This is a genomic window from Corynebacterium sp. p3-SID1761, from assembly GCF_055862885.1.
On the sequence record NZ_JBSQBJ010000008.1, the window covers coordinates 44771 to 58531 of the forward strand.

At 60.0% G+C, this 13761-nt stretch carries 12 protein-coding genes; 8 read left to right on the forward strand and 4 right to left on the reverse strand.

Annotation, left to right across the window (positions count from 1 at the left end; translation table 11 throughout):
* Positions 1 to 17: 17 nt before the first annotated feature.
* From ACWXWJ_RS05720 to ACWXWJ_RS05730, 3 genes are all read right to left on the reverse strand, one after another.
* On the reverse strand, positions 18 to 947 hold the full coding sequence (locus ACWXWJ_RS05720; RefSeq protein ID WP_473963802.1) for a universal stress protein: 930 nt from the start codon (positions 945 to 947) through the stop codon (positions 18 to 20).
* Positions 948 to 973: 26 nt separating this feature from the next.
* Positions 974 to 1441: a MarR family winged helix-turn-helix transcriptional regulator gene (locus ACWXWJ_RS05725; RefSeq protein WP_473963803.1), complete on the reverse strand. Its 468-nt coding sequence runs from the start codon at positions 1439 to 1441 to the stop codon at positions 974 to 976.
* Positions 1442 to 1652: 211 nt separating this feature from the next.
* Positions 1653 to 2744 (reverse strand): inositol-3-phosphate synthase, encoded by a 1092-nt coding sequence (locus tag ACWXWJ_RS05730; RefSeq protein WP_473963804.1) that lies wholly within the window; start codon positions 2742 to 2744, stop codon positions 1653 to 1655.
* A 123-nt stretch (positions 2745 to 2867) separates the two neighbouring features.
* Between ACWXWJ_RS05730 and ACWXWJ_RS05735 the strand changes: the two genes are divergently transcribed.
* From ACWXWJ_RS05735 to rplI, 7 genes are all read left to right on the forward strand, one after another.
* Complete coding sequence (locus ACWXWJ_RS05735) at positions 2868 to 3275, forward strand: DUF5318 family protein (protein ID WP_293792049.1); 408 nt, start codon at positions 2868 to 2870, stop codon at positions 3273 to 3275.
* Positions 3268 to 6024 carry a transglycosylase domain-containing protein gene (locus ACWXWJ_RS05740; protein ID WP_448307880.1) on the forward strand — a complete coding sequence of 919 codons (2757 nt, stop codon included), beginning with the start codon at positions 3268 to 3270 and terminating at the stop codon, positions 6022 to 6024. Before ACWXWJ_RS05735 ends, ACWXWJ_RS05740 begins: the two co-directional genes overlap by 8 nt.
* A 4-nt stretch (positions 6025 to 6028) precedes the next feature.
* Positions 6029 to 7540, forward strand: coding sequence for a glycosyltransferase family 87 protein (locus tag ACWXWJ_RS05745; protein ID WP_473963805.1), 1512 nt, complete (start codon positions 6029 to 6031; stop codon positions 7538 to 7540).
* Positions 7533 to 7715, forward strand: coding sequence for a hypothetical protein (locus ACWXWJ_RS05750; protein ID WP_293792045.1), 183 nt, complete (start codon positions 7533 to 7535; stop codon positions 7713 to 7715). The genes ACWXWJ_RS05745 and ACWXWJ_RS05750 overlap by 8 nt, the downstream gene beginning before the upstream one ends.
* Positions 7716 to 7914: 199 nt before the next feature.
* Positions 7915 to 8211 (forward strand): 30S ribosomal protein S6, encoded by a 297-nt coding sequence (gene rpsF / locus ACWXWJ_RS05755; RefSeq protein WP_293792073.1) that lies wholly within the window; start codon positions 7915 to 7917, stop codon positions 8209 to 8211.
* A gap of 142 nt (positions 8212 to 8353) precedes the next feature.
* A complete protein-coding gene (locus tag ACWXWJ_RS05760; RefSeq protein ID WP_005292478.1) occupies positions 8354 to 8956 on the forward strand; it encodes a single-stranded DNA-binding protein in 603 nt (200 codons plus the stop codon).
* Positions 8957 to 9038: 82 nt separating this feature from the next.
* Complete coding sequence (gene rplI, locus ACWXWJ_RS05765) at positions 9039 to 9491, forward strand: 50S ribosomal protein L9 (RefSeq protein ID WP_005292476.1); 453 nt, start codon at positions 9039 to 9041, stop codon at positions 9489 to 9491.
* 624 nt (positions 9492 to 10115) lie between these two features.
* Here rplI and ACWXWJ_RS05770 read toward each other — a convergent pair.
* On the reverse strand, positions 10116 to 11759 hold the full coding sequence (locus ACWXWJ_RS05770; protein WP_473963806.1) for a flavin-containing monooxygenase: 1644 nt from the start codon (positions 11757 to 11759) through the stop codon (positions 10116 to 10118).
* A gap of 503 nt (positions 11760 to 12262) precedes the next feature.
* Here ACWXWJ_RS05770 and dnaB point away from each other — a divergent pair.
* Positions 12263 to 13753, forward strand: a complete 1491-nt coding sequence (dnaB, locus tag ACWXWJ_RS05775; RefSeq protein WP_473963807.1) for a replicative DNA helicase — start codon at positions 12263 to 12265, stop codon at positions 13751 to 13753.
* Positions 13754 to 13761 lie beyond the last annotated feature (8 nt).

A 13761-nucleotide genomic window follows, 5' to 3' on the forward strand; every position in this document is an offset into this window, starting at 1 on the left:
GGGTAATGGCTTAAGACTTAGACCGTGCTCAGCAGCACCGGTACCGGACTGTGGCGCAGAATCTGGTTTGTCGACGGGCCGATGAACACGCGGTGGAAACCACCCAATGTGCTGGACCCCATGACCAGCAGATCGCCCTTCTTCCACTTCAGGGCATTGATCGCGCCGGACCAGCCATAGCCGCTACCGACTTCCATCTGCACAGTCAGGTCGCCGTGCCGGTTCAGCGCGCGGTCACGTCCGCGATCCAGCAGTGCCAGCGCCTGCTCGCGCCATTCGACCATCATGTCGGAGTTATCGATAAACTCCGTCTCCGTCGGGTACATCGTTGCCCCGCGTGGGCTAAACGCCACCAGCCGCAGCGGCACATCCCACCGGTGCGCCAGATCGGCGGCGCGACGCAGGGCCTCATGCGACTGATCGGTGTCGATGTAACAGCAATTGACCCTGGTGACGCCACGTTTCGACAACTTCGGCGTCCGCGGAGCCAATAGTAAAGGCAGCGGAGCGTAATGCAGCAAAGCATCCGCCGTCGAGCCGATTCTAAAGCGAGAATGCGGCGCGGCAGGATGGGAGCCCAAGATCATCATGTCGGCGTTGAACTCGGTGGCGGCGTCGATAAGAGCCTTCGTCTCCGAGTGATCGACAGTGACGGAGGAGGGCTCGTCGGCGTCCAGCATAGAATCCGGCAATTTGGCCAGGTCAAGAGCCTTCTGCGCGGCGGAGGAGACTGCCTTTGATTCCTTTTCGATCCACTGTGAGTAGTTATCGAACTCCAGCTCGGGCTGTGCGGTCCAGGAACGCGAAATGACGGTTGCAGTGCGCACTGCCACAGTTTCCGTGCGGCCGAGCCAGGCTGCGACCTGCGCGGCTTCGTCACCGGCAGATTCCGGACGCCACGTAAGGAGCAGGCGGAGGGGATCGTGGGACTTAGGGGTGTTGCTCAAGGAAGTTTGCTCGCTAGCTCCAGCTTCTAGTGCTGGTCGTTGTTCAGCTTTGCCTCTATAGCCTCAGTGTAGCGACGTAGCACCAGTTCGATAACTGGGGTGGCCTTCGCTACTTCCTTGAGTTCTTCATCGCTGAGGCTAGCCAGCATGCTGGAGAGCTGCTCGGCGCGTTCTTCGGAAAGACGACGCAGCTCTTCGCGTCCCTTATCGGTCAGGGTGACGCTGACGCCGCGGCGGTCCGAGGTGTCGCGTACGCGAGTGACCAGGTCCATCGTCTCTAGCTGGTTAACAGCGTTAGAGGCGGTGGGCATCCGGATCGTCTCGGTGGCCGCGATTTTGCTGATGCGCATCGGGCCGTTTTCCTCGAGGATCATGAGGATGGAAAGTTGCGCCATACTGATGTGCGAGTTCTCTGTCTGGCGGAAGTACAGCAGGTACAGCCGCGTCAGAGGGAGACGCAATTCTTTGGCGATTTCTAAGGGTGTGGAAGCCATAGGTACTAAAATACAACAGTTTTGGTTGTAAATGCACAAGCGGGGCGCTGGACACGGAGGTTTTGCCCCCATCTGAAAGCGGTGAATAGCGGTGACGTTCGCTGTTGCGGAGCTGTGCATCGAAACGAACTACCCCACCGCCTTGGGTGGGGTACAGGGGTACAGGGGCGCAGGGTGCACAGGGTTGTTGCGCCGGGACAAGGTAAAGGTGCTATGCCCCGTTAATGAACTCTTCCAGCTGCGCGCGGGCGACATCGTCCGGCAGCTGCACGGGCGGAGACTTCATTAGGTAGCTAGAGGCAGCGTCGACCGGGCCGGCCACTCCCCTATCCAGCGCGATCTTGGCGGCGCGCACAGCGTCGATGATGATGCCCGCGGAGTTCGGGGAGTCCCAGACCTCCAGTTTGTACTCCAGGTTCAGTGGAACTTCGCCGAATGCGGAGCCCTCGAGGCGGACATAAGCCCACTTGCGATCGTCCAGCCACTCCACGTAGTCCGAGGGGCCGATGTGGACGTTCCGGTCGTTTACCTTGCCGGCCAGCGGGCCTTCCTGCAGGTTGGACGTGACGGCCTGGGTCTTGGAGATCTTCTTGGACTCCAGGCGATCACGATCCAGCATGTTCTTAAAGTCCATGTTGCCGCCGACGTTCAGCTGCATGGTGCGCTCCAGGCGCACGCCGCGCTCCTCGAACAAACGAGCCAGCACACGGTGGGTGATAGTAGCGCCGACCTGGGACTTGATGTCGTCGCCAACGATCGGCAGGCCAGCGGCGCGGAACTTCTCCGCCCACTCCGGATCGGAGGCGATAAAGACCGGCAGGGCGTTCACGAAGGCACAGCCTGCGTCGATGGCGCACTGTGCGTAGAAGCGGTCGGCCTCTTCAGAACCGACCGGCAGGTAGCTGACCAGCACGTCCACGTTCGCGTCCCGCAGAGCCTGCGGCACGTCGACGGGTTCTTCCTCGGATTCGGTGATGCTCTCCTGGTAGTGGCGGCCGAGGCCATCAAAGGTGTGGCCACGCTGGACGGTCACGCCGATGTGCGGGACATCGGCGATCTTGATGGTGCAGTTCATGCCTGCGTAGATCGCCTCGGATACGTCTTTGCCAACCTTGTCCGCGTCTACGTCGAAGGCAGCGGTCACGCGCACGTCGCCCACCGAGTAGGGGCCGAACTTGGTGTGCATGAGACCTGGGACGTCCTGGGACGCATCGGCGTCAGAATAAAGGTGGATTCCCTGAATCAGCGAGGTCGCGCAGTTACCGAGCCCCACGATAGCGATGTTGCAAGTATTCGTAGTCATGCGGACAACCGTAGGGCGAGAGCCGCGGAAAACTGCTCTTCATCGGCAGGTTAACCGATCAAGCTAGCCCGGTTTATCGATCAAGCTACGGGGAGAAGGGGTTGCCCGGAGCGTGTTTACAATATGGGTGTGTCGATTTCGCGAAGGGTTATTGATAGGTCACTCGATCGCCGTCGCGCCCTATCCGAGGTGCGTGCGGTCGAGCGCTTTATTGGTGACGCCACCCCGCGGCTCCTATCCTCGGCGGAGGTTCTAGGACGGGCAGTTGATCGCCCGTGTCCGGTGTGTGGAAAGCCTTATTTAAAGGAAACGCAGTGGATTCACGGCACTGTATTAGGTGAAAAGTCGGGTACAGCGCGTAGTGTAAGAGAGATCAATGGTGTGATTGAGACACTCGTGGATAAACAGCAGAATGCTGAGTTTTCGATACACACCGTTGAAGTGTGCATGAAGTGTAGATGGAATCACTTGATCCGAGAAGAGCTGATCGGAATCACGATCGATAATCAGGAGACTCGTCTAGTTGAGTAGCGACAAGCCGTCCAAGAACCCTTACTCCCGCGGTGGTGCCGGTAATTCCGGTAGTGGCCGCTCCAGCAACGGCCGGAGTGGACAGCGGAAGCCGGGGCAACCGGGCAAGCCGGGGCAGCGCCGTGCCGGGCAGGGGCAGCCAGGTAAGTCTGGACAGCCAGGCCGGTTGAACCAGCACCGGGCCGCTAAGGGCGGCAAGCCGGGTTCCCGCAAAGCTGCACAAGGCGGTGCGCCTGGTCAGCGCCGCGCCGGACAGGGCCAGCCAAGTCGGTCGGGTCAGCCGGGTAGGCCTGGTAGACCGGGTCAGCGGCGTGCCGGACAGGGCCAGCCAGGTAAGTCTGGACAGCACCGGGTCGGGCAGAGAAGCAGGGTCAGCCAGGCAGGCCAGCCGGGTAGGCCGGGCGCGCGTAAGCCGGGGCAGAATCGCAGTGCACAGCCGGGCAAGCGTCGAGCTGCTGCTGGCGCGGTGGCGTCACAAAACAAGAGGCCCCAAAAGAACGGTCCGCAAAGAAACGGACTGAAGAAGAATGGTCCGCAGACTCGGATGAAGAAGGATGGGAGCCGCTCCGTGGGCGAAGGAAAGCTAAAGGCAAGAACACGTAAGAAGCGCAGTTGGCGCGACAAGCGAACCCTGCGCAACTTTTTTGCAGGGTTGGCTGCCGTGATGGCGGTCATGATTATCGTGCCGCTGGTGGCCTTCTTTACGGCCTATTCGGTGACGAAGGTGCCAGAGCCGGAAGAGCTGGTGAACAACCAGATCTCCTACATCATGGCGAGTGATAACAACACTGAGCTGGCGCGCATCGTGCCGCCGGAGGGCAACCGCCAGAACGTGAAACTGGACGAAGTGCCAATGGCAGTGCGCCAGGCCGTTCTAGCTGCTGAGGACCGCGAGTTCTACAGCAACCCTGGTTTCTCAGTTTCCGGCTTTGCCCGTGCAGCTGTCGGCCAGGTGCTGGGCCGCGATGGCGCAGGTGGCGGTTCGACGATCACCCAGCAGTATGTGAAGAACGCGCTGGTGGGTGACGAGTTCAGCTTGAGCCGAAAGGCGAAGGAGCTGGTGATTTCCGCAAAGATGGCTCGCGAATGGTCGAAGGACGAGATCCTCGAGGCCTACCTGAACACCATTTACTTCGGGCGCAATGCCTATGGCATTAGCGCAGCGGCGCATGCTTACTTTGATAAGGACGTCAAGGAGCTCAGCCCGGAGGAAGGCGCGGTGCTGGCTGCAACTATTCAGGCACCTTCTGGACTGGATCCATGGACGAACCGTGAACGCGCCGAATCGCGCTGGAACTATGTGCTCGACGGCATGGTGGGCATTGGTGCGATGAAGGAGGCCGACCGTAAGAACGCCGTTTACCCGAAGGTAAAGGATCCGGCGGAGACCGCCGAGAGCACTCAGGCCGCGGGTACCAACGGGCTGATCAAGACGAAGGTTATTGAAGAGCTTGAGCAGGCCGGCATCACCGAGGAGCAGGTGAACACGGGTGGTCTGAAGATCACCACCACCATCGACCCGAAGATGCAAGCCGAAGCAGTGGATGAAATCCACAAGAAGATGGAAGGCCAACAGAAGGGCCTACGCACCGCCGTTGTTTCGGTGGATCCGAAGACCGGTGGAGTGCGCTCCTGGTACGGCGGCGATGACCCAGTCGGTTTCGACTTCGCCGGTGCAGGTCTACAGACTGGTTCGACGTTTAAGATCTTCACGCTGGCCGCATACCTCGACCAGGGCGGCAGCATCTACGACCAATTCGACTCCTCCCCTGTCATGACCGGTGATGCGCAGGTGACAAACGTTGGTGGCGCCAGCTGTGGCACCTGTTCCATCGCCGAGGCGCTAAAGCAGTCGCTGAATACCAGCTTCATCCGTCTGACGCAATCGCTGAAGGGCGGCCCGCAAGATGTGGCCGATATGGCGCACCGCCTGGGCGTGGCAGAGGAGCTACCGGGCGTGGGCAAGACGCTCCAGGAGAAGAACGGCAAGCCCGCCGATGGCATTACCCTGGGCATGTACCAGTCCAGCCCGCTGGATATGGCCACCGCCCTGGCGACCATGACCAACGGCGGCGTCTACCACCGTCCGCACTTTGTACAGAAGGTGGAGAACTCCAACGGTGATGTCCTGCTGGATAACACTAAAGACGACGGCGACCGCGTAGTCTCCGAGGAAGTTGCCAACGGAGTGATCCAGGCGATGCAGCCCATCGCCGCCTACTCCAATGGCAACGTGCTGGCCGGTGGTCGCCCATCTGCAGCCAAGACTGGTACCGCGCAGCTGGGTGACACGGGCGAGAACAAGGATGCCTGGATGCTGGGCTCCACCCCGCAGCTCTCCACCGCAGTGTGGGTTGGTACTGCCGACGGCAAGCCAATTCACAACAGCTACGGCGGCATTATGTACGGTTCCGGCTTGCCCGCCCAGATTTGGAAGGGTGTGCTGGATCGCCAGCTGGCAGATTCCGAGATCGAGCAGTTTGGTACCGGAGCAGCTGCCTCGTCAGGCAGCTCCGGTGCCTACAGCGGTGGCGGTGGCGCTGACACTGGCGCTGACGCTGGCGCTGGCGCGGCCGCTGGGGCCGGAACCGAGGGCGAAGCACAGACGGAGCCAGAATCCCCTGCACCAGCCGCACCCCCTTCCCCCCAGTCGCCGCAGCCGGCACCGCGCCAACCCGCCCCGCGGGGCGGTAACCCGCCGGCGAACAACGATCTACAAGACCTGATCGATGGATTCCTCAACCAATAGAAAAATGACCGCCGAGCAGCGAGTACTGCCCTCCCGCACCGAGCCGATGGCGCAGGGCTTCATCCGCTTCATCGGCGGACCACCCGGCGCCCATGCCCTCATCGGGCGGGCCCGGTGGTGGACTCCCCTACGCGTACTTCTGGCCACCGCCGCCACCTTCCTGGCATTTGGATGGCTACAGAAGGCCCAGTGCCTCCGCACAGCTTTTGACTCTGAGGGGCTCCCCTATATCGACTGGTCCGGGAAGCGCCAATTCACCTCCGCCTGCTACTCCGACACGATTTCGCTATTCGGCAGTCACGGGCTGGATACACTCGACTTCCCCTATTTAACTTCTTTTACTGACGGTGACGGCGCCACCAGGTACATGGAATACCCGGTGCTTACCGGTCTGTACCAGTGGCTCGTGGCGGTTATCGCCCAGCCGGTAGGCGTGGTGTGGGACTTCCTCCCCTTGCCGACGGCTGATTCTGCAGCGATCTACTTCGGCGTTAACGCATTCTTCCTAGGCCTCTTTTGGATGGTCGCGACCGGTCTCATGACGAAGCTGACCGGCAACCGGGTATGGGATACCCTGCTGATGGCCGCCTCTCCCCTGGTCATCGTCCACGCATTCACGAACTTCGACTTGCTGGCCTGTGCCGCCGCTGTCGCTATCTTTAGCTTCTGGGCCAACCGCCGCCCCGGCTGGGCGGGTGTGGCTACCGGCGTGGGCGTGGCTCTAAAGCTGTGGCCTGCCTTCATCGGCGGAGCGTTGATCCTGCTCTGCCTGCGCCAGCGCACCTGGGGTCCATTGGCCAAGCTAGTCGGAGGAACCCTTGGCAGTTGGATCGCTGTGAACCTGCCGATCATCCTCCTCGCGCCGACAGGCTGGTCTGAGTTCTTCCGACTGAACTCTGAACGCGGCTGGGAAGGCTCGACCATCTATGCCGTCATTGCACACATCATGGGTAATGACGCCTGGAACGGCGTGTCTCCCTCGAAGTCCGTTGAAGGCGCTGATGCTCTGAACCTGCTGACCGGCGTACTGCTTCTCCTCGTGTTGCTAGCACTGGCATGGCTAGTCATTTTCGCCGCGCCGCGAACCCCGCGAGTAGTTCAGGTGGCGTTCCTGGCCACCTTGGCCTTCATGATTACTAATAAAGTGTGGAGCCCCCAGTACTCCATCTGGCTCGTGCCGTTGCTGGTGCTGGCACTCCCCCGCTGGCGACTCGTCTTTGGCTGGGCGGCTCTGGAGGCCGTCTACTGGTACCTGCGCATGTGGCAGTTCCTACCCTCCAACCAAGCAGCACCCAATTGGCTGGTCGATAGCGTGACCGTGCTGCGACTGGCGCTGCTGGTGTACATGGCGGTGCTGGTGATCCGACAGATCATGGGACGGATCCCCGATCCGGTACGCGATGCACACGCTGGCCGTGATCCATTGGCCGGTGTACTCGACGATGGTGGCGACGGAGAAGTGGGCGTCACAAAGAAAAAAGTGGGTGCTACGAAGAAAGAGAGCAACGATGGATAACACGACCATATTGATCACCATGGCGAGCGTATTCACGGGATTTCTGTTTTTCGGTGGCAGCTTCGCCAGCTTTATGTACGGCAAGTCGAAGAAGCAGGTGTGGACGTTGTTCTGCATCGCCATCGTGTTCTTGACAATTGTGCCGGTGAGCTTGGCGGTATTCGTCGCGGCGTAATGGTCGGCGATAAGGGTCAGTAGCGCGGGGACGGGAAGCAAGGGGTTAGTAGCGCGGGGACAGTTGCGCGGGGTCAGGTCGCGCGACGGGGCATTTCTTAAATCGGGGGGCACCAGGTAGGCTGGGAACGTTGCTGACGCAACGACCCTCCTGCCATGCCCAAAAGGGGTATGGCCGAAACACTAGACCATAGGAGGTGATGAGGTCCGTGCGTCAATACGAGATGATGATCATCATCGACCCTTCCCAGGATGAACGCACCGTTGCCCCGTCGCTGGACAAGTACTTGGATATTGTCCGCAAGGAAAACGGTACCGTGGAAAAGGTTGATATCTGGGGCAAGCGTCGCCTCGAGTACCCGATCAACAAGAAGGACGAGGGCATCTACGTAGTTCTCGACCTGAAGTGTGAGTCGGCTACCGTGCTGGAAATCGACCGCCTGCTCAACATCAACGACCAGATTCTGCGCACCAAGGTGCTGCGGAAGGACCAGTAGCTACAATCGCCATTGAGGCGAGCTACAGGCTCCGAACGGACTGTACCTACACCTAAACAGACCTGAACAGGGTTCTAACGGGGCTCGAACAGGACTAAACACTGCTCAACCGCCCTTCACCACACAACGTTAGGAAAGAAACATGGCACAGGGAGACACCCAGATCACTGTGGTCGGCAACATCGTTGCGGATCCGGAATTGCGCTACACGCCCAACGGGGCTGCAGTTGCAAACTTCCGCGTGGCTTCCACACCTCGTCGCTACGACCAGCAAGCTGGTCAATTCGTCGACGGTGAGCCGCTGTTTTTGACCTGCAACGTGTGGCGTCAACCTGCCGAGAACGTGGCCAACAGCCTGAGCAAGGGTGACCGCGTGATCGTGACTGGCCGTCTGCGCCAGCGCTCCTACGACGATCGCAATGGCGAGCGCCGTACTGTCTTCGAGATTGAGGTCGAAGAGGTAGGCCCGTCGCTGCGCTTCGCAACTGCGGACATTAATAAGTCGTTCCGTGGAGGCGGCCAGGGTGGCCAAGGTCAGGGCAACGGTGGAAACGGTGGCTTTGGTGGCGGCAATGCTGGCGGCCAGGGTGGCTTTGGTGGCGGCAATGCCGGCGGCCAGGGTCAAGGTAATCGGGGACAGAACAACCAGGGCTTCGGTGGCCGCAACGCTGCCATGGACGATGACCCGTGGAACTCTGCACCACAGTCCGGATTTGGTGATGGCGACGACGAACCGCCATTCTGATCGGTTGGCTTAAAAGTCGCTGGTCAGCGTTAAATTTTTTGAACATAATTGGTCGAACCAAAGCACAACGAAAGGCTGGATCATGAAGCTGATCCTCACCGCCAACGTTGACAACCTCGGTGTCCCCGGCGACATCGTAGAGGTCAAGGCTGGCTACGGACGTAACTACCTGCTTCCGCGCGGCTATGCAATCGTTGCAACCCGCGGTGCTGAGAAGCAGATCGAAGGAATTAAGCGCGCGCAGGAAGCTCGACAGATTCGCGACCTGGATCACGCACGCGAGGTTAAGGAAGAGCTGGAGAACCTGTCTGGCGTGACCATCTCGGTTCGCACTGCAGAATCCGGCAAGATGTTCGGCTCTGTCACCGCAGACAACATTGTTGATGCAGTGAAGAAGGCCAACGGTCGTTCCCTGGACAAGCACAGCATCAAGCTGCGCAAGGGCGATGTTAAGGCAACCGGCGTTTACTCTGTGGACGTTCAGCTGCACGAAGGCATCGTTGCATCCCTGAGCTTCGAGGTTGTTTCCGCGTAAGTTCGCAACTGTCCGGTTTCGCCGTTTTCCGGTGACCGGCAGGTCATGGCATTCCTGCGAGCCCTTTTGCCCGTGCCTAGACAACACGGGTGGCTGATTTTTCGGCGGCTCGGTCGGATTTTAATGCCCTGAACTGCGATGATGCGCCAATAACTAGAACGCACCAGAAGAAAACTTTTCTAACTTAGACAACAGCAGGTTAAGGCCCCACGCACCTACGCGTGGGGTCTTTTCCGTTACCGGGGTGCAGGTTGGGGCTTTTGGACGCCACGGCGAACCTTGCCCGGAATGTCGTTAGGTCGGGAATGTGGGGCCGGTTTGGTGCCTGGAGGGGCTCCGGCGGGCCAGGAATGTCGTTAGATCGGGAATGTGGCGGGCGGCTGAAAAGTTTAGAAAATTCTTCAGCGCTGTGACCTGTGGGTTTGCATTAATGAAAACAATTGCGGTTAATGGATTCCCGTTCCAGCGACATTTTCCGTTCTGAAGCACACAAACTCGCCCGCGCTGGGGTTAGGGAAGGACCTCTGATGCTACGGAGAAGGACCACCGCCGAAGCTGTTGGCCGCATACCAGGGCTACCACTGCCGGAGCCGGTGTCCGCAACCAGGGCCACCACAGCCAGAGCTATTGTCGCAGCTCAGCGGCACCGCCGCCGCCCTCTCCAGCCGCCAGCGGCGCCGCAGCCTTCAAAGCCTCCACGCCAAATGCCATGTCATGCTTGTTGTCCGCGCCCGTGTAGGTGCGCCGCTCCTTGATGTAATCCTGCTCCATCCGCCACGGATCCCCAGCACCCTGACGCGGCAGAGTCGCCACGCTCCGCTGAATATAACCGCTGGACATCTCCAAAAGCGGCAGGTCAGCGGCCTCTCCGGCGGGCAGCAGCGGGCAAGCCCACTGCTCGCCCCGCGCTTCCATGTCCTTCCACAGCTGCACCAAATAGCGCGAAGTCATATCCGCGCGCAGCGTCCACGACTGGTTCAAATACCCAATGGTGTACGAGAAATTCGGCAGGCGATTGGCCATCATGGCACGATAAGCCACCAGAGATTCGGTCGGTACGGGAGTGCCGTCCACGGAGAAGTTGGCGTCACCAAAGGCCAAAAGCTGCAGCCCCGTGGCGATCACCAAAACATCGGCCTCGATGTACCCGCCGGAGCGCAACCGCACCCCACCTGCGTCAACGCGGTCGATATGGTCAGTGACGACTCGCGCCCCACCCCGCACGGCCTTAAAGAAGTCGCCGCCGGGGGACTTGCAGACGCGCTGATCCCACGGCCCATACGGGGGAGTGAAGTTCCGGCGCACCTCGTCAGCGGGCAGGTACAGACGATTCCAGCCCCGGAACACCAACTTCGCGATGCTGGGGAATGTCTGGCATAGGTGGTACTGCGCCATGTCGCGCCCAATATGCAGGCTGCGGGCCAAACGATGGCCGAATGTGCCCGGCTGTGTGCTGAGACCCAGGCCGACGAGGGAGCTGATCGTGTCCGTCTCCGGCAGCGGGGCAATGTACGTGGGAGTTCGCTGCAGCATCGTGACGTCCGCGCCCATCGAATGCAGCGCCGGAACCAGCGTAATTGCCGTGGCTCCGGAGCCAATTACGGTAACCTTCTTTCCGCGCACGTCGAGGTCGCGGGGCCATTGTTGTGGGTGTAGGGCGGTGCCTTGGAAGGTATCGACGCCCTCAATTTGCGCGGTAAAGCCCTCCGAATGGCGGTAGTATCCGGTGGCGAAGTGGAGGCGGCGCGTCCACGTGGTGAGGGTGGGCTGCGCGAGGCCGGAGTCGTCGGTGCCTTCGGAGTTTGCGTGGCCTGTGCGACCGAGGCGCATGGTAACCTCCCACAGCCCGCGGTCGGTGTGGAAGTTTACGGATTCGACCCAGGTGGATAGCTGTAGGCGGTCGAGCATGCCGATTTCGGCGGCGGCTTCGTGGCAGTAGTCGCGGATTTGCTTGCCGGAGCCGAGCGTGCCCTTGTGTGGCCATTTCTTGAAGGGGAGGGAGAACGTGGCCATGTCGGAATCTGAACGGATTCCGGGGTATTGGAAGGTGGCCCAAGTGCCGCCGACGTCGTAGTTGGAATCGACGGCTGCCCAGTTCCAGGAAGGGAAGTTTTTGGAGACGTGGTAGGCGATGTCGATGCCAGAGAGGCCTGCGCCGACGATAAGGAGGTCGAGGGGGTGTTCGGCACCAGCGTTTGCGAGGGCGGGCAGGGGAGTGGTCGCGGTGGAGGTTGGGTCGGCTGTGGAGTGGTCGGGCGTTGCGTTCATGGGGAACAGGCTAGTTCACGATGGCGACGTCTCGTGGGAGAACCAATATTTTGCTTCCACTTAGCAAACTGAAAATTAGGCAATGTCTGAGGAGGGGATAAGGGCTGTGCAAAACTCCGCGCCGAAGGTGAATAATACGTGAATATTTTGAACTTTCAGGCGACCTGGGCGTTTACAGAAGGGCAATCGCCTGGCCTGCAGGTTTGTTTATCCCCAAGTTATCCACCGATGAAAAAAGAGGTTTTCACACCAGTCACACGCCCCTGACCTGCGATAATAGAAGAAAGTGCAGGTGAGAGCGTTGACTGTCCACAGGTTATCCACAACCCGTCCTGGGCTATTGGAAGTTATGCACATTTCCTCCACAGGTATATTCACAGCGCCTGTGGATAACTTGATTTGCAATGCCCTCACAAGTTGTTCTCGCACGGGGTGGGTGAGCACAAAAAGCGGGCACAGGGCGGGGTTCGAGGTTGTCCGGTGCTGCCACTAAAGTGGTCGACATGAGCGAGAATGCAGGCATGAACTTCGACGACGGCGCCCCGCTGCCCGACGAGCCGTTTGATGACTTCGGCGGATCCCAGGATTTCGTCGGCGGCCGTGACTTCGGCAGTGGCCGCGGTGGGCGTCGCGGAGGTTCGGGCACCCAGCAGATCGTCCGCGAGATGCCGCAGAACCCGGAGGCTGAGCAGGGTGTGCTCGGCGGCATGATGCTCAACAAGGACGCGATCGCGGATGTCGTAGAAGTCCTTGTCGGCGATGACTTCTATGTGCCGAAGCACAAGACTATTTTTGACGCCATACTTCAGCTCTACGGCGAGGGTAAGGAAGTCGACCCAGTCATCCTTGGCGGGCGCTTGGACCGCGACGGCGTGCTGGGTTTCATCGGTGGTGCGGGATACCTGCATAGCATCATCCAAAAGACTCCGACCTCCGCAAACGTGGGCTACTACGCCTCGATTGTGCGAGAGAAGGCCACGTTGCGTCGCCTGGTGCAGGCCGGTACCACGATTGTGCAGCTGGGCTATGCGGGCACCGAGGGTGCAGATGTAGACAACGTGGTGGACCGCGCACAGCAGGAGATGTTCGCCATCACCAACGATGCCGCGAAGGAGGACTATGAGGTCTTCGCGGAGTTGGTCGCATCGACGGTGGGGGAGATCGAGCAGCTGGAAAGCCAAGATGGCATCGAAATGGGTATCCCCACCGGCTTTAAGGATCTTGACGATCTAACCAATGGCTTGCGCGGTGGACAGATGGTGATTGTGGCGGCGCGTCCCGGTGTGGGTAAATCTACGCTGGCGCTGGACTTCATGCGGTCTGCCTCCATTGAGCATGGCAAGGCATCGGCGCTATTCAGCTTGGAAATGAGCAAGTCGGAGGTGATGATGCGCATCTTTTCCGCAGAGGCGGAGGTGCGCCTGGCCTCCATGCGCGGCGGTAAGTTGACTGACGATGATTGGGATCGGCTGACGGTGCGCATCGGTGAGATTGAAGATGCGCCGATTTACATCGACGATTCGCCGAACCTGACGATGATGGAGATCCGCTCCAAGGCCCGCCGCTTGAAGCAACAAGTGGATCTGCAGTTGATTGTGGTGGACTACCTACAGCTGATGTCCTCCGGTAAGCGTGTGGAATCCCGCCAGCAAGAGGTCTCGGAGTTCTCGCGTCAGCTCAAACTTCTGGCCAAGGAAGTCAACGTGCCCGTGATCGCGATTTCGCAGCTGAACCGTGGTGTGGAGTCGCGTGGTGACGATGCCCTCCCGCGTGTTTCTGACCTGCGTGAATCGGGTTCGCTGGAGCAGGATGCCGACATGGTTATGCTGATCAACCGCCCTGATTCTCAGAACCCCGACCATGAGCGTGCGGGTGAGGCGGACATTATCTTGGCTAAGCATCGTGGCGGTCCGATCGGCACCGTGACTGTTGCCAACCAGCTGCAATTTTCTAAGTTCTCCGACATGGCCCGCGATATCTCCCCCATGCCTTAGTGTCGGAA